Source organism: Pseudomonas fluorescens (genome assembly GCF_012974785.1).
GTDB classification, from domain to species: Bacteria; Pseudomonadota; Gammaproteobacteria; order Pseudomonadales; family Pseudomonadaceae; genus Aquipseudomonas; species Aquipseudomonas fluorescens_BT.
In genome coordinates, this window is sequence record NZ_CP027561.1 from 3,208,172 (window position 1) to 3,230,477 (window position 22,306).

Consider the following 22,306-nt stretch of genomic DNA (forward strand, 5'->3'; position numbering starts at 1 on the left):
AAGCATGGCCGGCCGTGCCGCAGATGCCGGCCGTATACGGCTTCATGTCACGTTTGGTCTGGTTAATGCCTGACGGGTGAGCATCGCCTTGGCCACGCGTGATCCACCGCTGCGCTGCAGTTGGCGATCGATGAACACGCCCACTTCGATCAGTTGCTCAAGGTCGACACCGGTTTTTATGCCTTGGCGTTCCAGCAAATACACCAGTTCTTCGGTTGCCACATTTCCGGTCGCCCCTGGTGAATAAGGACAGCCGCCCAGGCCGGATACTGAACTGTCGAACACCCGAACCCCAGCCTCCAGCGCAGCATGAACATTCGCCACGGCCATGCCGTATGTGTCGTGGAAATGTCCGGCCAGCGTAACGACCGGTATCTCTTTGGCACAGGCGGCTATCAACCGAGCGGTCGCTCGCGGCGTGCCAACGCCGATGGTGTCGCCGAGACTGATTTCATAACAGCCCATCTCATAAAGTGCCGCTGCCACCCGTACCACTTGGCTGATGCTGACATCGCCACTGAAGGGGCAACCATGTATACAAGACACGTAGCCCCGCACCGCGACACCCGCCTTGCGGGCCTTGGCCAGTACTGGGCGGAAGCGCGCCAGGCTTTGATCAATAGAGCAATTGATATTCCTCTGGGAAAACATTTCTGAAGCTGCGGCGAACACTGCTACCTCCTGGCAACCCACCGCCAGCGCTGCATCCAGGCCTTGCAGGTTGGGCACCAGGGCGCTGTATGTCACCCCGGGTCGCTGGCCGAGCCGGCGCAGCACCTGATCGGTACCCGCCATTTGCGGCACCCAGCGCGCCGAGACAAAAGCACCAACCTCGAGGGTTCGCAAACCGGCAGCGACCAACCGTTCCACTAGCGCTACCCGTGTGTCCACCGGCAGGCTGCGGACTTCGTTCTGCAAACCATCACGTGGCCCCACTTCCACCAATCGCACGGCGTCCACGCTTACGACCCGCGCTTTTCAAGCAGCAAGGCCTTGGCGCGGTCGGCACGTACGTCGCGACTCTCGACCATGCACTTGACTAACCAATCGAGCTCATCGCCACGAGCGCCCGCCGACAGCGCGACATTGCGTGCATGCAGCGCCATGTGCCCGCGCTGAATGCCTTCTGTGGCCAACGCCCGAAGAGCGCCGAGGTTTTGCGCCAGGCCCACTGCAACTGCGATCTCGCCCAGTTCCTGGGCGGTTTTCACACCAAGAATGTGCAGCGACAATTGCGCCAGTGGATGGGTCTTGGTCGCTCCGCCCACCAGCCCCAACGGCATCGGCATTTCAAGGGTGCCGACCAGGTTCCCGGCGCTGTCCTTTTCCCAGGTGGTGAGCGAACCATAGTGACCGTTGCGGCAGGCGTAAGCATGGGCGCCAGCCTCCACGGCGCGCCAATCATTGCCGGTGGCAACTACCAGCGGATCGATGCCGTTCATGATGCCCTTGTTATGCGTCGCCGCACGGTATGGGTCGATGACCGCAAAGGTGTAGGCATCGATGATGCCCTCGATGACTTCCTCACCGCTGTACTCGGCAGTCGCCAGGTGCTCCGGGGCGATACGCAGTTGCGCCCGGGCCAGGCGCAGGTCCGCCAGATTGGACAGAATACGCAGGCGCACTTTACCGCCGGTCAGGGTCTCCATCAGCGGCGCCACCGCTTCGGCCATGGTGTTGACGGTGTTGGCTCCCATGGCATCGCGGACATCGACAATCAGGTGGACTACCAGCATCGGCCCGCGCGGACTGTCGGCAAAGGTGTGCACCTCGATGTCACGGCAACCGCCGCCCAAACTGATCAGTAATTGGTCCTTGCTGTTGGCCTGGGCGATGATCTGTTCCTTGTTACGCAATAAGCACAGGCGTGCATTTAACGGGTCACTGATACCGACGATCTGTACTTGCGCACGCATCAGCGGCGCACTGCTGGACGTCTGGAATCCCCCAGCGTGCCGAGTCAGCTTGGCCATGAAAGACGCAGCAGCGACGATTGAGGGCTCTTCCACCACCAGCGGAATAACCACGTCGCGCCCGTTGATCTGAAAGTTACTGGCTACGGCGTAGGGCAGCTCAAAGGTGCCGATCACGTTTTCGATCATGCCATCGGCAATCTCCAGAGGCAGAGCACCGGTGCCGCGAAGCAAGTCGCCGTCTTTGGCGCTGAGCCCCAACAGTTGCTGGAGGTATTTAAGACGCTGGTCGGGAGAAAGGCTGCGAAAATTGGGCAAGCGGGAATCGATAGGCATCAAGGGCTCCTCTGGGAGTCGTTTGTTATTGGATGACGCCAAATTGCCCCATCTGTCGCCTTGAAAGAAGGTACAGTTTTCTCAGACAGTTCAGCGACTGTACCCATTACAAAAAGTCCATAAGGAAATTTGCCATGGCGCGCCAAACCCTTGCGCAACAAGTAGCCGGAGCCATCGCCCAGCAAATCACCGACGGCGCGTTGAAGGCCGGCGAGAAGCTGCCATCGCTACGGGAATACATGCGCCTGCATGGTCATTCGAAAAACACCGTAATCACCGCCTACGAGCACTTATCCGCTGAGGGGCTGGTGGAAGCCCGCCACGGCCAGGGTTTTTTCGTTATCAAACGCCTGGCACACACGCTTGAAGAAGACGACAGCCTCCCTTACAACCGAGCGCTGGACACGATCTGGATGATGCGCCAGCAGTTCCTGCGCGACCCTGGACATTCGCCTCTGGGGGAGGGTTTCCCGCCGGTTGAATGGCTTATGGACATGCGTTTGGACAAATTTCATCGGCAGGTGGTACGGGCCGGAGTCAACACCTTGTTCCGCTACGGCACGCGCCTGGGCAACGCTGGGCTGCGAGCACGGCTGGTACAAAAACTGGCGGACTACAACATCCCGGTCTCTCCCCGCCAACTGGTCACGACCCTGGGGGCCAACCATGCCATGGACCTGATCATCCGCCGCTACATCAATCCGGGCGATACGGTATTGGTGGAAGACCCCGGTTACTATCCGCTGTTCGGCAAATTGCAACTTCAGGGCGCGATGATGCTAGGTGTACCTCGTGAGCCCGACGGACCGAATCTGGAGGTGCTGGAACAGTTGCTCAAGGCCAATCGACCCAAACTGTTCTTCCTTCAGTCCATCGGCCATAACCCCACGGGCTCAGACCTGTCACCGGCCAAGGCGCATCAGTTGCTACGGATCGCCGAGACTTACGACCTGCTGCTGGTGGAAAACGACTCCATGGCTGACTTCAAGCCCAGTTCAGCGATTAAGCTGTCGGCCCTCGACCAACTCAACCGAACGTTGTACCTGGGCAGCTTTTCCAAATCAGTTTCGGCCGCGCTGCGGGTGGGGTTTATCGCCGGTAGCAAACAACGGGTAGAAGAATTGGCCGATATCAAGATGATCCTGCACAACAGCGGCGCCGAGTACAGTGAACGGACCATCGACGTGATCCTTAGCGAAGGCCAGTTCCTGCGGCACTTGTCGCGCTTGCAGGATCGTCTGCGCCAAGCCACTGCTCGTGGCTTGGCGTTACTTGACGAACTGGGTGCCGAGGTTTTTTGCCGTCCCGAACAAAGTCTGTATTTGTGGGCACGTTTTCCGCATATCGAGGACGCCATTGTCCTGACCCGGCTCTGTCTGGCCCAAGGAGTGATGCTGGCACCCGGGGCGATTTTTGCGACCCAACCCAAAAAGGCAGTGCCCTGGACCCGTCTGAACGTGGCATACCTTGATGACCCGGAGTTCTGCAAGATCATTCGGGAATTGGGCTGACCAGAGACAACTCGAATGTGCTGTTGACTCCGTTACTAAACGCTCTGGGAGAACAGCATGCCTTTAGGAATCTGGCTTTCTGAAAGTCGACCGAAGCTGAGTGAATATGAATCTTGACTCTATATGGCTACAGCCTTCATCGAGCACAAGAGCTGCGGTCTTGCTTTTGAACTGAGCGGAAAAGGAACGACGTCAAATACTCTGAAGCGTAAAGACCTGAAGTGAAGGGGGGGCGACTGACATAGATATTAGAGTGCCGCAGTGCGAGGGTTACGGGTTGCGAGCGGGCTTCAAACCTCTTGCAAATCTTCGCCCCGAACGGGTAGTTGCAAAAACGGAGTGGTGCGAGTGAACGCTTTGTGGCCGCTTACTTATCATGACGACTCTCTCTTGAGTTCTCTGTATCGCAGTGTCTCCAAAAAAGCAAAAGCCTATGTAATGGGTTGAGGGTTGTGCACAAGAAAAATCTTGCCTGGAGCCGGGTATGTTCTCGAAATGCATGGCGTTCCAAAGGCGTGTATGTGGTGGTTCAAATCCGAAGATATCATGTACCGTTTTTCGGAAAGTGAAAAAAAGCGGACCGGCCGAGCTAGCCAGCTACACACATATTTGATGAAAATATTGCTTATGAGTCCTGCATTTTCATCACATGGAGAGGAGGCACGTCCTACAAATTATGGTGACGACATGAGCAAAAAAGTCCTGATCGTTGATGATCATCCGTTGATTTGCCACGCGATCCGCTCAGCTTTGGCCACAATCGGATTCGAGTCCGTGGGGGAGACTGCCGACGGCGTAGATGCCATACGCATGATCGAGTCGCTGACGCCGGACATTGTCATACTGGATATCGGTCTGGAAAAGCTCGATGGTTTGAGCGTACTCAAACGCATCAGGCGGGATAAGCTGAATACTAGGGTACTGGTGTTTACTTCACAGGCAAAAGAGAACTATGCATCACGCTGCCTGCAAGCCGGGGCCAGTGGCTTTGTCAGTAAAAACGAACCGATAAGCAAGCTGGTCAAGGCCATCGAGACCATTGCCGACGGGTACATTTTTTTTCCGAAGGACGCCATGCCTCTGCCTGGCAGCGTCGATGCGACGGCGGATCTCGAAGATCTTACCGATAGGGAATTACAGATTTTCAAGTTGCTGGCCGAGGGGCTTTCCAATAGTGATATCGCCAGCCGTCTCAGCTTGAGCAATAAAACCGTCAGTGGGCATAAGGTCAATATCCAGAGCAAACTTGGTGTTGCATCGGTAGTTGAGCTGGCAGACATTGCCCGCAGGCATCACGTCATTTGATCACCTTACGATGAAAATCTGCCTGCTAACCCTGTCGTTTGTGCTTTTTTTGATATTCAGCTACGGCAGTCCGTCGTACGCCCGAGACCTGAGCCCAATCGCCCGACAACCTCTTGACGATCTTAAAGTCCAGCTTTCTCAGAGGGAAAGGCAGTGGCTTGCGCAGAAAGGACTGTTGGTGGTCGGCGTTTTTGAAGATCCGCTGCCGCCTTATCGCATCTTCGAAGAGAATCAGAAATTCGAAGGCCTGATGGCCGATTATTTGGTGGCGCTGCAACGAGAGCTGGGTGTGGCAGTTCAATTGCGCTCTTTTGAAACGCGTGCTGCCATGTATGGCGCCTTGCGTGACGGCACCATCGACATGGTCAGCAACGTCACTCGGTTGATGGCGCAGAATCAGGGCATGAGTCTCAGCTCACCCTATGTCGTGACAGAGCTGGCGCTGTTTTCCGAGGCCGGGGATTTGCATGAATATAGTGCTGACGATGGGCAGACTCAGATTGCAGTCGCCAACGGCAAGATGCTGGAACTCTTCCAGAGTGTAGGGGGGCGCGGACAGTTTCAACATTACCCATCGGCATTGTTGGCGATGTCGTCGGTTCTAACAGGGGAGAACCAGGTTTTTCTCGGGGATACGCTGTCCACTCATTACCTCTCGAGCCAAATATTCAGTAGCCAATTGGTAGTCAACCAGAGCGCGAAGCTTTCGGAAGTGGACGTCGGTTTCGGACTTAAACCGGGCAACGATATGCTGCAAGGCATACTTGATCGAGCACTGGGCGGACTTACCCGCTGCGAGATCATCAAGGCCCAGCACCTCTGGGGAGATACTGAGGATTGCAACTTCAGCGAGTTTCGCGATCAGCTCTCCATGGCTGAACGTGAATGGCTAGATCGCTCTTCAGATGTGCATCTGGTTGTCAGCGAGGATCTTGCCCCCTACGCATTTTTTAACAGCCGCGGGCGCTTCAATGGTATCGCGTCGGACGTGCTGGACATTATCCGGCGCAAAGCCGGGATTCGTTTCACTATCCATCGTGTCAGTTCGATCAGCGAGGCTGCGGCTCAACTGGGGCATGGGGCTACGATTCTAAGTGTTCTACCCGAATCATCTGCGGATTCGTCCAGATTTCTTCATACTCGTCCGCTGACTTTTGCACCCTATCTGTTCGTAGAGAGGCAGGAGGATGCGTCGGCAAACCTGGACTCGCAAAGCCAGGTTATCGTTGCAGTCGCCAAAGGTTATGCTGACCTGAGTATGCTCGGCAGCCAATACCCGAACCTGGTTTTTAAGCAGACTGACACCATAGGTGAGGCCTTTAAACTGGTACGTGACGGTGACGCCGACAGAGTTTTGGCTCCGGCGCACGTAGCGCGTTACTACCTCTCCTATAAATATGAAAACAGCTTGAGAGTTGGAGGTGTCGTCAATGGATCCGGGGCACGAATCGTATTTGCGGCACCTCGGGATCAAGCGCTTTTCATCTCTATTCTTAATAAGGCGATGCTGGATATCACGCCTAGGAAGAACCTGCAGATCATCGGTCGATGGCGCGCCAACTCTGCGACAGATGACCGATATTGGGAGGGGCTGAGGTCGAGCTTCTGGCGTTCTCTGGAGGTTCTAGCGGGGCTGCTGCTTGTAGCAGGCCTGCTGATTTTTGCTCAGCGTCGGCGCATCCTGCGCAAGCGGCAGGATCTCCAACAGCGTCAGTTGCTGCTCGATGAATTGCAAATCGCCAAAGAGTCAGCAGATCGGGCCAGTCGAGCCAAAACGGTGTTTCTTGCGACCATGAGCCATGAAATCCGTACGCCGCTCAATGCCATTATCGGCATGCTGGAGCTGGTACTGACACGCAAGAGCAATATCGATCTAAATCAACAGTCGGTGCACATCGCCTATGAATCGGCAATCGGTTTGCTTGCCCTGATCGGCGATATTCTAGATATATCGCGTATCGAATCAGGCAAACTTACCCTGACGCCCGAGCCGGCCCGAATGAAAGATGTGCTGGAGTCGGTAGGCAATGTTTTCTCCGGACTTGCAAGGCAAAAGCGGTTGAACCTGACACTCAATCTTGACTCGCTTGCCGCAGAGCAAGTGTGGATGGATGCAGTTAAGGTCAAACAGATCGTTTCAAATCTGCTGAGTAACGCTATTAAGTTTACCGAACTCGGGAATGTCGATCTTTCTTGCTCGGTGCACTCGGTTGGAGACTCCATCTTGAGTTTTCAGATCACAGTCAGTGACACCGGGATGGGTATACCACCGGCTCATCTGGATCAAGTTTTAAAGCCGTTCTACCTGGTCGATGGTGCGACCAGCGATTCCAATTCCGGAGCTGGGTTGGGGCTGGCAATCAGTCAGGCGCTCTGCCAATTGATGCAGAGCACTCTGCAAGTGCAAAGCGAACTGGGCACTGGTACTCGCATGAGCTTTTCGCTCGACCTGAACAGGGTGGTCGATTCTGCGGCAACGCATGAGGAGGGCAAGGGAGCTGCACGGAAAACTGAGGAGCTGTTTACGGTCCTGATCGTCGAGGATCACCTGCCGAGTCAATATTTGCTCGTCCAGCAGATAAGTTATTTGGGGCATCGTCCGCTTACCGCGAACAATGGCTTGGAAGGGCTTGCGGTATGGAGCGAGCATGATGTCGACATCGTGATTACTGACTGCAACATGCCGGAAATGGACGGTCTTGAAATGACCCGCGCCTTGCGCCGGATGGAGCAGGGCAAAGGAATCAAACCGTGCCTGATCATTGGTCTCACCGCCGATGCGCAGCGGTCAGTGCAGCAGGCCTGCACCGACGCCGGAATGGACTACACGCTAGCCAAGCCGACGAACCTGGCAGTACTCAACCAAATGATTCCCAAATTTGGAAACGATCAATCACCCGTGCCGGACGGGACATCCTGGACCCAGGATATTCGTACCAGGATGGCCGAGGAGGTGTGCAGGAGCAATCAGAGGGAAAGTATTGCGCTGCGTGAGGCGCTGGATAGTGGAGACACACTTGCGATTCAAAACATCGCCCACAAGCTGAAAGGTACGGCTTATCTGCTCAATCATCAGGTACTTCTGGAGCGCTGTGTCGAGATGGAAGAACTTTCGGCGAGAGCAATCACTCAGGAACTGCTCGAGGCAGGGCAGACGCTTCTCGAATCTCTCGAGAGCATAAGTCAGTCGCTGCAACCCCATTGAGGTGAGCTGAGGAACAGATTTGTCTTGGTAGAATTCAAGACGCGTCTTAGAGGACGTGGGCGATGACTCGCATACCCTTTGCGAATGATTTGAGCCAGGTTCTCTTGCACATGTTCACAGTATTCTCCCCTCCAAGACCTACCCATGATGAACCACACCGTACGGTTGCTCCCGATGCAGACGAGATCCGCAGAGGATTGCAAAAAGGGGAATTCGGGGCATTTGTACAGCCGAAATTCGATATTGTCAGCAACGCCATTCTTTCGGTGGAAGTCCTTGCGCGCTGGCAGCATCCCGAATGCGGGATGCTGACGCCCGCGGCGTTCATCTCGACGATGGCTCGCGAAGGCCTGCTCGACGACTTGTTGTTCGCGCTGCTGGATCAAGGTTTGGCCGCTCAGGTCGAGTTGCGTAATCAGGGCCACGTATTGGGTTTTGCATTCAATCTCAGCCTTAATCAGTTGGCGAACGAAACGTGGGTCAGTGCTTTGATCGCACGTTTGCAACAACATCCAATGTCGTTGTCGCTGGTGACTTTCGAGATTACGGAGGACGGCCCGGCAATCGCGAGCGCGCGATGCGCGCAGAACATCCTCCGCCTTCGTCAGCTTGGGGTTCGTTTGTCACTCGATGATTACGGTACGGGGCACTCCTCGTTGTATCGTCTGTGCCAACTGCCGTTTGACGAAATCAAGCTGGCCGGCGAGTTTACGCGGGAGGTTCTTCGTTCCTCGCAGCATCAAAGCGTCGCCCGCGCCACTGTCCTGTTGGCACGTGAGCTGGGTATGCGGCTGGTTGTTGAAGGCATTGAAACGCAAGAACAGCGTTTGTGCCTTGCGCAGATGGGGGTAAGGATCGGACAGGGATATCTTTGCGCCCGTCCGATGCCTGTTGAATGCCTGTCCGGCTGGCTTTCGTCATCGAGCCGTGACTTTGCCGCCTGATCAACGCCGGTCGAGCGATCGGTGCCCGACTTGTAAACATCATCCAATCAGTTGTAGTCGAGGATGTAATTCAAAACCGCATCGGCTCTGCCGGGTGTTATCTTGGCGCTGCCTTTACGCGCATATTTTGCATTGAACTCGAACGTATAACGCTCGCCATCTTCTTCACTTTTTATCCATTGCATAGGTAACCCGGCCCATTTACTAAACGGAAGTTTTATTCCCGCAGGGGTGGTGAGGGCGACACCAATGCCTTCTGCTCCCCCGGGGGTCAAGTTGAGCATTCCGGCGCCTTCGTTATTACCTTCAAAATATACTTTCACGGGCAAATTCGATCCCGGGAGAAGGCCACTGCACAGTACGCTCAAGCCTACTGTACGGGGCGTCTGCTGTTCGAGAAGTGGAATAGCTACTCTGCCAAGTGGGATGTCCTGACGTTTTTCACCGGTGCATCCTGAGAAATATTTACTGGAAATAACCTCTACCTGGCCAACAATTTCTATTTCTGCCGCGTCCCAGTCTTCAACTTGAGCATGTATTTTAATGTTTAAGTTGAGGTCGCCTTTCTTGATGTCACGGGCTGTACGTACGAGTTCTACATGTAAAGGATCTGGTAACCTACCGACCTGTCTCGCAGCATTGATGTAGCTAAGTTCAAAAGGTAGAGACTTTTTCAATCTAAAATCTACAAGCCGAATTCCAATGCCGGGTAGATTAGTTCGATAGACATCGTCGTAACCATCCTCCAAAGGCGCGTCTACTGTATAGTTATAATGAATGGGGTTTATTTTTGCTGGGCACTTGAAGTCAATACTGCTGTTCAAATTTTGCAAGTTAAATGCTTGATAACTCATGCGCTGACCAATGGGCGCGAGATTCAGCGTCTTAGGAGTCATAGCTAAACTGAAGTAAAATTTCCTTTGATTTGTCGTTTGTGGTGCCCACCAGCACCCAGCTGTGTTGTCTGCAGTGGCGACAGTACTGGCTACTATGGATAAAAATGCTACAACGATATGTAATGCAAACTTCAACTTTTCACTCCTTGATCAGCCTGCTGACCGCAGATGACATTCATCTGGTCATAAGTCAACGCAATGTTTTGAGGGGGAAGTCGATAGGGAGCCGAGCAGACACCGTCAGCCCACTTAACTTTCAGCCAGCCTTCATTTTTGATGCCGAAGACCAGGGCACGGGACTGGTTGTCGACCACGGCCAGTAATTTGCCGCCTTCGTCTTCTACCTGGGCGCCAAACGGCAGCTTTTTCCCGTCATGGAGGACCAGGTCGATCTGCACGCGCCGGCCGGACGAAGCATCGAAATGCGCTTTTACCACAGCCCCACGGCGCGGCACGACGCGGGCTGAGGTTTCGGTGACCTCAACGTCAGTGCCCAGAGTCTGGGTGTCCAGGTCAAGATCGTTGTAGCGATAGGGCTGAACGTAACTCTCGATGGCGTATCCGGCACTGTCTGTATGCGACGCGGCACCGTTGATACTGGCGCCCTTGACTCCCGGCACCTCCACCAGCGCAAAGGTTTCTCCCACCGGTTGGCCAAAGGTGACGCCGCCGCTGTGAGCAACGACCGACCCCGATGCAGACAGATCCATATGACGTGCAGAACCAGACATACCGTAGTTGCCGGCAACCTTGGCCATTGGCGCATCCCACCCAATACCGATACTGCGTGAACGTTGATCGCCGTAGACGTCGGCCTGGGCGGAGTACGAGAGCCGGCCGTTATCGTCGAGATACCCCGAAACCCCGGTCTGAAGGCTGTCGTCGCTTTTGCCCGAGCGGGTGAAATTGCTGTACACGCGCTGCGACCGAGAGCGCGATCCAAAAGGAAAGCTCACCGACAGAGCGAGCTGATTGTCTGATTCATGCGAACGTCCCCCATCCTGTGTGTGCGAAGCGGTGATGCTGTAAGTGACTTCACCGACGTTACCGCTGTAACCCAATTGCAGGCGCTGTGTGCTGCCGGCGCGATTCCAGTAACTGGTCTCTCCCGCGCTGACAAACACTGAACCGTGACCTCCGATGTTCTGATTGATGTTCAGGTCCAGTCGACTCTTGGGGCGACTGCTGATGAAGTTCTGCTGATCAACTTCGCTCATCTCTTGGATATGCTCGCTAAGCGTGCGATAACCCGAAGTGGAGTAGCGGTAGCCCACCATGGTGAAGGTCGTATTGGTGCTGTTAAGTGTCTTTGAATAGAGAAAACGTACACTCTGGCCGGTACTCGCCTCGCCGTGAGCCGGTTGAGACTGACTATTGGTGATGTCCAAGGACATCCCGCCCAGGCCGGTGTTGAGGCCAAGACCAAAGTTGAAAGCGTTGTAATCTTCGGCGGCGAGCAAGCCTCCGTAGGTCGTCAGGTTGTCGGTGGCGCCATAGACCGCCGTGCCCTGCATCAAGTGAGGTGACTTCATTCCTTCGTTGTTGTACTTGCCCAACGACAGGCTGTACTGGAACGTGCCTCGCCTCACCATGACCGGCAGATAGGAATAGGCTTGCGTATACTTGCGCTCGCGACCATCGGACTCGATGATCGTCACCTCAAGGTCACCGTTGGAGCCACCCGGATAGATGTCGTGAATCTCAAAGGCACCAGGGGAGACCGTCGTGGAATAGATGACGTAGCCGTTCTGGCGCACTTCAACAGTGGCATGCGTCTCGGCAATGCCGCGTACAACGGGCGCATAACCCGACTCGTCATCGGGCAGCATGCCGATGTCCGAACCGAGCTGAATCCCGCGAAAACGACTGCTGTCGAAGATGTCCCCATTGGTATAGAGCTGCCCGACTGCAAAGCGGCTCTTGAGTGAGGTAACGTCGTGTTCCAGATAGGTACGGTTGCTGGAAAAGGTGCGTGATGCTCCAGTGCTCTGACTGAACGACGAATTGTTACGCAGGCGCCATTGACCGATGTTGAACCCGTTGCGCAAACCCAAGTAGCCGTAATCGTTTTTGAAACCGCCACCATTGTTGCGATTGAAGTTCAGTTGGTAGTTACTGAAGGCGGCGGTAATTCCCTCGTCCCACAGAGACGGATCGACGTAGCCGCGTGAGCGGCGCTTGATGTAAGCCTGCGGTACGCTGATGTAGAGAGCCAGTTGGGAGACATCCATCTCCACCGTCGCCCCCTCGATACGCAGCACATTGACCGATTCGTCGTCCGTAACGTGCTCGGAAACAATGCCTTCTTTCTGCAGCCGCTCAACGTCCACGCCCATTTCGCGCAGCATGCCGAATTTCAGGATCGGCCGTGCATCAGCATTGGGCGTGTCTTCGTCGGCCATAAAGGAAATGTCCTGGCGTCGTTCCAGGCGTTGGTTCAGATATACGTCGACACTGTAGTCGCCCGGTACGACACCATTGGATTGTTCGAAGAACCGCAAGTCGACCTTGGCTCCCTTGTCCTTGAGGAACATCGGGTTGAATTGTGTGGCGGATGCCGCCGAGGCACTTAACATGCTCGCGGCGGCCAGGCAGGAGAGATACTTGCCTGAGCGTTTTTGGGCGCGCTTCTTCCGAGACTTCCTGTTGTATTTTCTGATTTGCATGGAATAAGGCCAAACTTCCGTCAAAACACTACTTCCTGTGCACGAGGAATCCTGGGATGCATATCCCAAGACGTGCGCGGATGAAACGAGGGTGAAGCGGGAGAGGGGAGCAGCGTCAGAACTTGATCGAAGCCGTGTGCTCGATAAGTGCGCCGTAGTCATTGATCGATTCCCAAACGACCCGGGCATCCCCGCCCAGTGAGGCAGGTAATCCTTTGATGGCCATTTTCTGGGAACCTCGTGGACCGATCATGGCGGGCTCCAGTGGGTATTCTTTTTCGCCGATCGTCACGCTCATTTTCGCGAAAGAAACATGAAAGGCTGAGTCATTGGTCGCCAGCAATACGGCTTGGCCGGCGGTTCTCAGAATGTTCCACTTCAAAGCTCCGGCGGCCTCTTCTGCGTTCCCTGGTAACCCGTTGGGGCGGTAGAACAGCTTCAGGCGCTGACGAAAAGCCACTTGCAGGCTGTTCTCGGAACTGCTGACTTGAGGGATTTCCTGCACGCTTACCCAAACCACCGATTCTCGGTCCTCCGGCAGCCCTTTGCCCTGGTAGAAAATCCGCAACGTCTGTTGCTTACGGTGGCCCAGGCGCGCAAGTGACGGAGTGATTGCAAACGGAATCTCATGATCGGCCTGACCTGGACCAGCCTCGATCCAGGACTGGATCATGATGTCATCGTTGCCTTCATTTCGAACCTGAAGCGAGGCTTCATGACTGGACGCCGGAAAGATGATCCTCGTGCCGCCCACTTGAATGCCCGCGTCGGAAGCATCGGACAGCATCGAAAGTGTTAGTAAAAGACAGATACGAACGAAATTACCGGTATTCATCAGCGACTCGCAGAAAACGAGGGGCGTGTAAGCCCCTCTTTTTTGGACGATTTACTCGTACGTCAGGGTGAAAGGCAGAGTGCCGTTGGCAGTACCTGGCTTGAGTTCGGCACCGTTGGCCACATAAGAGGCCCGCATGCGCAAATCGGCGGAATACTTAGCGTCCTTACCTTCACCTTGGACCGTCAATGGGGCGGAGTACGTTTCGTTGCCGGACATGTTGATCAGTTGGTTGTTGTCGTCGAACATGCCGATTCCCACGCCCTCGGCACTGCCTGTAATCTTCAGCAGGCTGTTGTTTTTTGGATCGACACCGGAGCCGGACATCGGGTCGAAGCCAAACTTGACGGTGGTCAGGCCGGCGGCGGTGTTGCCGCAGTCCAGGTTGAGGTTGATGGCAGTACCGGCTGCGATGTTGCCTTCGCCCGCACCGTTGATGGCGTCCATGCTGACCTTGCCGAGATTCACGTCAACGATCTGCTGACCAGCACCACCGCCCACCGTGGAACCGGCGCCGGCTGACGCGATGCATGACGCCGCGACGATTTCGCCGGTGAAATTGATGGTGCCGTCAGCCGCCATCGCCGTGCCGGTCATGGCGCACACAGCCGTGGACAGCATCAGAAACTTAATTGCTTTCATGGAGATAAAACTTCCTTGCAGTGTTAGATCAGGCAAATAGCGCCGTGATGCAGCGCGAGGAAATTCTAGGAATCAGGGCAGGGGATAGGAATAAGAAAAATCTTGTGTGGTGGGGGGAGAATTCTTGAATGCAGATGTGGTGTTTGCTTATTACCTGGGTTCGACTACCCACAAACTCACCGATTATCTGATGCACAGCTTCGCAAATCTCCCATTGCTTGCCCCCATTTGTGTAACGGCCCGTTCTGTCTGATGTCTGCCGCTCAGGAACGACCGCTGTCGATCAGATACAGCCACTTGCAACCGGTATAAATACCGAAAGCCTGGAGCGCGCTCAGATGCGCCATAACACTGATGTATGTGCGGTACCGCAGATGGGACATGAAAATTTTACGACATGCTCTATCGTTTAGCAGTGCAGGTCGTTTCGCTGGGTGTTGCTGTTGTCTCATGTTGGTCTGTCCCGGGCTGAGTGGGCACTGACTTAAGGTGGATAATGCCCACCGCAAGGAGTGTTCATGACCCAGACCAGACGACGTTTTCCCGAATCCTTCAAACGCAAAGCGGCCGACCAGGTGCTTGCCGGCATGCCGCTTTGTCATGTCGCCGAGACGCTCGGCATCGCTGAAAGCCTAGTGGGCAGATGGAAGCGCCAGTATGAGCAGCTGGCAGCTACCCCGCTCAGAATAATCAGCTCCATCAGCATTTCGCAGACACATGACCATCGGTCGACCAGGTACATCCCGGGTACATGCCTGACGCGATCTTTACGGAGGCGCTCAATGCCGGCCAGCGTGACCTCAAGGAAGCTAAGCGCGGCATCCCTTGATTCCATGATCACTGCCAAACGTGTGACCGCCGAGCTTGAAGCTGATCTCGTCGAATTCGCCAATCACATATGGCAAATCCACCCAGCCGAAGCAGAACATTTCTTCACCTGTGCCACCAGGCATCTTTCGCCAAGTCAGATCGCCCAACTACCAGCGCCCATCAGTTGGAATTCGGAGCAAGAGGTGGCTTGGAGTTGCCTGGAAAAAAGCGGTATCGGTGCTGGATTTGCCGCAAAGCGTCGCATCGACCTTCGAGGTGCTTGCGCTAGCGCATTCAGGCACCGCGGACGCGCCCGATCAATTGTTGTCGTTGTGGTCGAAGTGCTTGGACGTTACGTTGGGGACGGCGTTCGCTCTGTATGTAACGCTCGTAAACCTCATACAGCTGCGCGGAGAGACCTACTGTCCGTCCGTATGTTTTCAACGCAGGCTCTTCGGCGCGCGGGTCACCTGGGTCATGCTCGCGGTCATTGACGGTGAGATAAGCATGCTGAGAACCCTGATTGATATCCGTGGTATAGAGCTTAAGAAGCTCTCCGCGACGGATACCGGTCTCCAGCAGCAATTCAATCATCAGCCAATTGCGCAACTGCACTCGGGCCGGAAACGGATTCTGTGCGTAGCCCGGTACAATCAATGTGCGAATGATCTCTTGTTGCGTATCCGTCAGGCTGCGGTAACGAGCGCGGTCCTGCCGAACGTTGATGATATGGCTCTCAAAGCGCCGCTCAATGACGTCGGCGACATCTGCAAATACAGTCTCGATGTTAACCAAGGTGGTTGAGTTCTGACGGGCACGCGGGATGTAACGGGTAACACACCAGGACAGGTACAGCTTCAGCAGTTGCAAGTATTGGTCACGGGTACGCGGATCAATCTGCAGAAAAGGTGCCGTTTCAGCTTTGCCGATTTGGGCGACCAGATTATCGGCCTGACGGCCGCTTTGAAGCCAGATGGCATAACCGTCCAATAAAGCCAGAATCGCCTCAAAGTGGCAGGCCAAGATGGCCTCATCGATATCCAAGTCTCGGCATTGGGCATAGGTATAGAAAGCTTGGATCGCACGCAGATGCGCCGCCGCCGTGTTGTAAGCACGGTGCCTGAGTTTTAGTTGGACGTAGATGAATGGAATGAGTACGGGCAACGGCGCGGCATCACCAACTTGCACCAGCAGCGGTACACGCTGACCTGAAGAGAACCGGCACTGGATCAGCTTCATCGGCAGACACCTCAGTCAAGGGCTCGCCATGAACAGGAGAACATGGCCCGTTGAGAGAATGGATGCCAGAAGCGGGTTTGTCGAATCAGTGTCTTATGAGCCTCATGAACATTTCTAACATGACCCATCGTTTAACATAATATACATTACACGTAACAAAATATTACGCGACCAGCCCGGTTGCACACACGATTTCAATCTGCAGCAACGCCCCAAGGCTATGGATGCCTGATGATCTCGTTATTTCAAATGTACGGATCTCAATCCTCGTCACGCGTCAGCTTTTCAATCAGCGCCCGGTGTTGTGGATATTGGGCCATAAGCTTCTGTCGATTTCCCATTTCCATGTCCGCGAAATCAAACCCTGGTGAGACGGCTTCGCTGATCAAACCAAAGCCATTCGAGCCGTTCAGCAGTCTGGAGGCTTTCCAGATTCCGCCCGGTACGTGCAATTGCAAATGATGTCCTGCCAGAACATCGCTGCCCATCACCAACGTCTGCAACGAACCGTCAGCATGAATCAGGCTGTACTCGATGGCGTCGCCCAGATGGAAAAAATGCAGGATGTCCGACTGGTTGAAATGAAACTGGCCGACCGGTGAGTCTTCGGTCAACAGGTAATAAATGGACGTCATCAAATAACGTGGACCGCTCCGGGTTTCGAGCATGTCTCGATGATCTGCCTGAAATGTTCTGCGGAAATAGCCGCCCTCGACGTGAGCTTCGAGGTCCAGGACGGAAATCACGTCTTTGGCGTTCATTTGATGACCTTCTCCATTGACTGAGCACAGTTTTTGCTTAGCTCAACTAAAGACTCATTTAGTGTAGTTAACCTACAATTGCGACATATTCGAAGACGTTCGCTACATTTACACTCTTTGCCTTACCACGCTGCAATATGCGAATCCGCCCTCGGCTCAGTCCCGCCACAAAGCACACCACTGACCGGATCACGAAGAATGATCTGCCCTCGTCCATAATCGGTCAGATCACAGGCGATCTGCACCTCATGCCCACGTCGCGCCAGGGCATTGGCCAAATCCCTCGAAGCCCCCTGCTCAATCCCCACCTTCATCCCTCCCAGCCATTGCCAGCGTGGAGCGTCCAGCGCCGACTGCGGGTTCAATCCAAAATCCACCAGGTTCATGACCATCTGCACATGCCCCTGAGGCTGCATGTACCCGCCCATCACACCAAACGGCCCAAGTGCCTTTCCGTCCTTGGTCAGGAACCCCGGAATAATCGTATGAAACGTCTTCTTGCCCGGCGCCAGGCAGTTGGCATGTTCCGGATCAAGACTGAATTCCTGCCCTCGGTTCTGCAGTGCAATACCGCTGTCGGGCAGCACCACACCCGAACCAAAGCCGTGGTAATTGCTCTGGATGAACGACACCATGTTGCCTTGCCCATCGGCCGTCGCCAGATACACGGTACCGCTGGCGTGAGGATCGCCGGGCTTGGGTGGCTGAGCTTTATCGCCGATCTGCCCACGGCGCCGTGCGCTGTAGTCATCACTCAACAGATCGGCCACCGCCACGCGCATGTGCAGTGGATCGGTGATGTAGTGCAAACCATCGCTGTAGGCCAGTTTCATGGCCTCCAGCTGACGATGCCAGGTCTGTTGACTGTCGCGATGATCGAACTCGAAACCTTCGAGAATCTTCAGCGCCATCAACGCAACCAGACCCTGGCCGCTTGGCGGAATTTCCCAGACATCCACACCGCGATAATTGACGTGGATCGGCTCCACCCACTGCGCACGGTAATGTTCCAGATCCGTAGCTCGCAGATACCCGCCAGTCGCCCTTGAATGAGCATCCAACTGTTGGGCGAGCGCGCCGCGATACAAGCTTTCACAGCGGCTCTGCGCCAACGCTTCAAGCGTCCGCGCTTGCGCTGGATTGCGAAACAGCTCCCCTGCCCTCGGTGCGCGGCCATCAATCAGGAACGTATCGAACCAGGCGTCCAGCACCTCGTCGCGATGAGGGCTGAACTCATCCAAAGCAACCTGCCACTGATGGGCAACCACTGGCGACAACGGAAAACCATCCCGCGCAAGGCTGATCGCCGGTTGCAGCAAATCAGCAAACGGCAAGACCCCAAAGCGTTGAGAAAGCTCGGCCCAGGCCGACGGGCAGCCGGGTACCGTCACCGGCGTCCAGCCATACAGCGGCATTTGTTCATGGCCATCGGCCCTGACTGCTTCGATACTCAAAGCAGCCGGTGCATGGCCGTTGGCATTGAGTCCATGTAACTGATCCTTGAACCAGACCAGAGCAAAAGCGTCCCCGCCAATCCCGCACCCTGTTGGCTCGACCACGGTCAGCGCGGCAGCCGTGGCGATGGCAGCATCGATCGCATTGCCACCCTTTTGCATCATCTCGATGCCGGCCTGAGCGGCCAGAGGCTGAGACGCCGCCACCATGCCACGACGGGCAAACACGCTTTGACGTTGCGACGGATACGGATACTCATGAGCAGAAAATTTCAGCATGGCAAAAGCTCTTCAAAGCAAGTTTTCGAAGTTTTTCAGGGTGTCGGGGGCAATCAACTCGGACCCGTTGTCGACTTTCACCACCTCGTCGGCAGCCTGAATCATGGGCACCACGGCAGCGCAGCACAGGGCTGCAAACATGCCTGATAAACGCATCGTCAATATCCTTGTGAATCTCACAGCACGCGACTGAGAAAGGCTTGGGTACGGGGGTGGGTGGGGTGACTGAAGATCTGTTCTGGCGGTCCCTGCTCGATCAGTTCACCTTGATCGAGCACCACCACACGGTCGGCGACTTCACGGGCAAAGCCCATTTCATGGGTGACCACCACCATCGTCATGCCCTCCTCGGCCAGTTCTTTCATCACTTGCAGGACCTCGCCAACCGTTTCCGGGTCAAGGGCGCTGGTGGGCTCGTCGAACAGCATGGCCTGGGGTTTCATGGCCAGGGCCCGGGCAATTGCCACCCGTTGCTGTTGGCCACCGGAAAGCATCGACGGATAATGGTCGGCCTTCTCCGCCAGCCCGACACGCTTGAGCAGCGCCCTCGCCTGTTTCTCCGCCGCTTTGCGCGGCACACCCAGCACTTGAATCGGTGCTTCGATGATGTTTTCCAGTGCGGTCATGTGCGGAAAAAGATTGAAGCGCTGGAACACCATGCCGATGTCCCGCCGCTGACGGGCGATGTTGCGCTCCGAATCCCGCACCAGACTGCCATCGGCCTTCGTGCGATAGCCCATGGACTGCCCGTTGACCCGGATCTGTCCCGACTGAATGTCTTCCAGCAAATTGATGCAGCGGATAAACGTGGTTTTGCCCGACCCCGACGCGCCGATCAGCACCACCACTTCACCGCGTCGCACTTGCAGGGAAATCCCTTTGAGAATCTCGAGGTCGCCGAACGACTTGTGAATGTTCAGCGCTTCGATGATCAGCTCGTCACTCTGGTGCGCCATGATTAACGTCCCCTCAACAATTTCAGCGTGCTGCGGCCGAACATCCGGCTGGATGCCGGCGGCGGCGACGAGGGTCGATCCGACTGGCCGAAGCGGGTCTCCAGCCAGCGCTGGAAAAAGCCCCACAGCGTCGTGAGCAACAGGAAATAGATCGCCACCACGAGGTACAACTCGAACACCCGAAAGGTCGCCGAGGTGACCATTTGCGTGCTGAGCAACAACTCCTGCACGCCGATCACGCTGACCAGGGTCGTATTTTTGAGCATCACGTTGAACTCGTTGCCCAGTGGCGGAACGATGACCCGAAACGCCTGCGGCAAGACGATACGACGCATCAGCTTGGCGAAGGTCATGCCCAGGGAACGCCCGGCCTCGTACTGTCCCTTGTCGACGGCGCCGATACCGGCACGGATGATCTCGGCCATGTACGCACCTTCGTTGAGGCCCAACGCAATGATCGCGGCCTGGATATTGCCGGGGATCATCAGCCCGAACAGTTGAATGTCTTCGAAGCGGAAAATCCCGCCCGCCGCCAGTGCCGTGTAAAGAAAGACGATCTGCACCAGCAATGGCGTCCCGCGCATCAGCCACACATAAAAGCGCACCGGCAGATGCAGCAAAGGATTCTTCGACAATCGCAGCAACGCCGCGGCCAACCCCAGAACACAACCCAGCAACATGGCCAGCACACTGATCAGGCAAGTCAGCCAGAGCCCGGTAAGATAGACCCCGCTGGGCTGCAACAGGTACTGCCAGAACACATCCCAATTGAAGTTCATCAACGCCTACCTCAATCAAGCGTGTCGCTGGAGACATGCCATTTACTCAGGAGCTGGTTGTAGCTGCCATCGCTGCGCATGTCGGCGATCACCTGCTGGACCGCTGCACTCAATTGTGGATCATCCTTTCGAATACCCAGGCCGGTGAGGATCCGACTGAAGGCCGGAACGCCTTCCTCAAACAGGTCCGGGGCCATGGCGGCGTAATAACCGGCGGTTTCCACCGTGGTGCCGTAAGCGTCGACCTGACTGATCCGCAAGGCCTGGAATGCATCGGTGTCGGTGTTGTAGACCACCAGTTTCATCGGCGGCTTGCCGGCCTTGGCCAGGCTTTCATTCTCGGTATCGAGCAAGGTCTTGATGGTCGACCCGTTGAGTACCGCGATCTTGTGCCCGCTCAGATCGGCCAGGGTCTTGAGCCCCTTCGGATTGCCCTTGGGCACCACCACCGCCTGACTGGAGTACATGTAGTTGACGATGTCGATCACCTCGCGGCGCTCGGGCTTGTCGAACAACTGGTCGACGATCATGTCGCACTGCTTGGCCAGCAAGGCCGGTAGCAATCCGGAAAACGGAATCACCCGCCACTCGACCTTCTTGTCCCCCAGACGCTTGGCGACCTCCAGGCCCAGATCGACGGTCAGGCCCTTTGGCTTTTGCGCTTCATCGAAGGAAACAAGGGGCGGCGAATCCATGCCCGAGCAATAGGTCAGTTTGTCGACCTTGAGCAAACGCTCCGGTACGGCAGGAGCGGCAACCGCCCACTGCGTACAGAGCCCCAGAGAAATTGCAGCCAACAACAGCCGAGACGTATGCATGACCAGACACTCCAGTTCGGTTAGTAACGGGGCAGTTCTCAAAGTCACAACATTGGCGGGTTCGTTGCCCGCTCTGTGGTTATCGTTCCGATTGCAGAAACTTGATCAACTCAGGCACCGTGCCTTCGATGTGTTCGCGCACCACCGCTTCTGCCTTGGCGGCATCACCGGCGCGTATCGCATCGAGGATCACCACGTGTTCCTGGCGTGCACTCAACGGCTTTTCCACGTGCTGCAGCCAAAGGCGCATCGGGGCTTCGATCAGCGCATAGAGCGCACTGATCTGCTTCACCAGCCGAGGCCGTCCACTGAGACTGCACAGATACTCATGGAACTTGCGGTGACGGCTGACCCAAGCCGCACTCTCGTCGCGGTAGTCATCCATTTCATCGAGCAGTCGCTCCAGCGCCAGCAACTGACGCTCATTGATCTTCGGCACCGCCACCCGGATCGCCAGTCCCTCCAGGGCGCTGCGCATCTCGAAGACTTCGTGCATTTGCTCGACATCCAAACCGCTGACAATCGCACCGCGATTGGGCCGCAGCGTCACCAGCCCCTGAGCATCCAGACGTCGAAAGGCTTCGCGCACGGGCATCCGGCTCATGCCGATTTCAGTGGCGATGTCCTCGGCGATCAGCCGGTCACCTTTGCGGTAACGACCGCCGCAGATGCCTTCCAGAAGAAAGTTGTAGGCCTCCTCCTCGGCGGTCATCGGTTGGCGCTGGTCGAAGGCGGGAGCGAATTGCATGGCGGCACCTTTTGTCTTTTTGTATCCAATAATCCACGGATACACAAAAGCAGAATGCGTGCCAAAACCTGAAGCAATGCACCAAGCGTTTGATTTGAATGAATTAAGGAAAAAAGATGCCGTGCACAACCATCAGATTTGCCGGCACGAGGATCGGGATTTGCTACCTGATGGCTCATTGCGAGCCCGGAAAAGGTGCAGAACGGTAG

General features: G+C 55.7%; 18 protein-coding genes and 1 pseudogene. 5 read left to right on the forward strand and 14 right to left on the reverse strand.

Going from position 1 to position 22,306, the window contains the following annotated elements; translation table 11 throughout:
* Positions 1-42: 42 nt before the first annotated feature.
* Entirely contained in the window at positions 43-960 is a 918-nt protein-coding gene (locus C6Y56_RS14285; protein ID WP_212633384.1) for a hydroxymethylglutaryl-CoA lyase, read from the reverse strand.
* Positions 961-962: 2 nt separating this feature from the next.
* Complete coding sequence (locus C6Y56_RS14290; RefSeq protein WP_169430434.1) at positions 963-2,249, reverse strand: hydroxymethylglutaryl-CoA reductase, degradative; 1,287 nt, start codon at positions 2,247-2,249, stop codon at positions 963-965.
* A gap of 134 nt (positions 2,250-2,383) precedes the next feature.
* On the opposite strand from C6Y56_RS14290, the gene C6Y56_RS14295 reads away from it, so the two are divergent.
* The 4 genes from C6Y56_RS14295 (at position 2,384) to C6Y56_RS14310 (ending at position 9,214) form a co-directional block, all read left to right on the forward strand.
* Complete coding sequence (locus C6Y56_RS14295) at positions 2,384-3,760, forward strand: PLP-dependent aminotransferase family protein (protein ID WP_169430435.1); 1,377 nt, start codon at positions 2,384-2,386, stop codon at positions 3,758-3,760.
* Positions 3,761-4,447: 687 nt separating this feature from the next.
* On the forward strand, positions 4,448-5,065 hold the full coding sequence (locus C6Y56_RS14300; protein ID WP_169430436.1) for a response regulator: 618 nt from the start codon (positions 4,448-4,450) through the stop codon (positions 5,063-5,065).
* Positions 5,066-5,075: 10 nt separating this feature from the next.
* Positions 5,076-8,270 carry an ATP-binding protein gene (locus C6Y56_RS14305; RefSeq protein ID WP_169430437.1) on the forward strand — a complete coding sequence of 1,065 codons (3,195 nt, stop codon included), beginning with the start codon at positions 5,076-5,078 and terminating at the stop codon, positions 8,268-8,270.
* Between the two features lie 110 nt (positions 8,271-8,380).
* Positions 8,381-9,214, forward strand: a complete 834-nt coding sequence (locus C6Y56_RS14310) for an EAL domain-containing protein (protein ID WP_169430438.1) — start codon at positions 8,381-8,383, stop codon at positions 9,212-9,214.
* Between the two features lie 47 nt (positions 9,215-9,261).
* On the opposite strand, the gene C6Y56_RS14315 is transcribed toward C6Y56_RS14310, so the two are convergent.
* The 4 genes from C6Y56_RS14315 to C6Y56_RS14330 form a co-directional block, all read right to left on the reverse strand.
* The gene (locus C6Y56_RS14315; protein WP_169430439.1) at positions 9,262-10,245 is read right to left on the reverse strand and encodes a fimbrial protein; all 984 of its coding nucleotides are present in this window, start codon (positions 10,243-10,245) and stop codon (positions 9,262-9,264) included.
* Positions 10,242-12,686 (reverse strand): fimbria/pilus outer membrane usher protein, encoded by a 2,445-nt coding sequence (locus C6Y56_RS14320; RefSeq protein ID WP_169432646.1) that lies wholly within the window; start codon positions 12,684-12,686, stop codon positions 10,242-10,244. Before C6Y56_RS14320 ends, C6Y56_RS14315 begins: the two co-directional genes overlap by 4 nt.
* A 205-nt stretch (positions 12,687-12,891) precedes the next feature.
* Positions 12,892-13,611, reverse strand: coding sequence for a fimbrial biogenesis chaperone (locus tag C6Y56_RS14325; RefSeq protein ID WP_169430440.1), 720 nt, complete (start codon positions 13,609-13,611; stop codon positions 12,892-12,894).
* Positions 13,612-13,662: 51 nt separating this feature from the next.
* Complete coding sequence (locus tag C6Y56_RS14330) at positions 13,663-14,253, reverse strand: fimbrial protein (RefSeq protein ID WP_234205282.1); 591 nt, start codon at positions 14,251-14,253, stop codon at positions 13,663-13,665.
* A 518-nt stretch (positions 14,254-14,771) separates the two neighbouring features.
* Between C6Y56_RS14330 and C6Y56_RS29575 the strand changes: the two are divergent.
* Positions 14,772-14,879 (forward strand): annotated as a pseudogene (locus C6Y56_RS29575) (hypothetical protein); the annotation flags it as partial.
* A 478-nt stretch (positions 14,880-15,357) separates the two neighbouring features.
* Here the strand turns inward: C6Y56_RS29575 and C6Y56_RS14335 are convergent.
* The 8 genes from C6Y56_RS14335 to C6Y56_RS14370 all read right to left on the reverse strand — a co-directional run bounded on the left by C6Y56_RS14335 (position 15,358) and on the right by C6Y56_RS14370 (position 22,097).
* A complete protein-coding gene (locus C6Y56_RS14335) occupies positions 15,358-16,302 on the reverse strand; it encodes a site-specific integrase (RefSeq protein WP_249314287.1) in 945 nt (314 codons plus the stop codon).
* A gap of 260 nt (positions 16,303-16,562) precedes the next feature.
* Positions 16,563-17,063, reverse strand: coding sequence for a cupin domain-containing protein (locus tag C6Y56_RS14340; protein ID WP_169430441.1), 501 nt, complete (start codon positions 17,061-17,063; stop codon positions 16,563-16,565).
* A 122-nt stretch (positions 17,064-17,185) separates the two neighbouring features.
* A complete protein-coding gene (locus C6Y56_RS14345; RefSeq protein ID WP_169430442.1) occupies positions 17,186-18,796 on the reverse strand; it encodes a gamma-glutamyltransferase family protein in 1,611 nt (536 codons plus the stop codon).
* 12 nt (positions 18,797-18,808) lie between these two features.
* Positions 18,809-18,952 carry a hypothetical protein gene (locus tag C6Y56_RS14350; RefSeq protein ID WP_249314289.1) on the reverse strand — a complete coding sequence of 48 codons (144 nt, stop codon included), beginning with the start codon at positions 18,950-18,952 and terminating at the stop codon, positions 18,809-18,811.
* A gap of 20 nt (positions 18,953-18,972) precedes the next feature.
* Positions 18,973-19,752: an amino acid ABC transporter ATP-binding protein gene (locus C6Y56_RS14355; protein ID WP_169430443.1), complete on the reverse strand. Its 780-nt coding sequence runs from the start codon at positions 19,750-19,752 to the stop codon at positions 18,973-18,975.
* A gap of 2 nt (positions 19,753-19,754) precedes the next feature.
* Positions 19,755-20,531, reverse strand: a complete 777-nt coding sequence (locus tag C6Y56_RS14360) for an amino acid ABC transporter permease (protein WP_169430444.1) — start codon at positions 20,529-20,531, stop codon at positions 19,755-19,757.
* 11 nt (positions 20,532-20,542) lie between these two features.
* Positions 20,543-21,349: an ABC transporter substrate-binding protein gene (locus C6Y56_RS14365; protein ID WP_169430445.1), complete on the reverse strand. Its 807-nt coding sequence runs from the start codon at positions 21,347-21,349 to the stop codon at positions 20,543-20,545.
* A 79-nt stretch (positions 21,350-21,428) separates the two neighbouring features.
* The gene (locus tag C6Y56_RS14370; RefSeq protein WP_169430446.1) at positions 21,429-22,097 is read right to left on the reverse strand and encodes a GntR family transcriptional regulator; all 669 of its coding nucleotides are present in this window, start codon (positions 22,095-22,097) and stop codon (positions 21,429-21,431) included.
* Positions 22,098-22,306 lie beyond the last annotated feature (209 nt).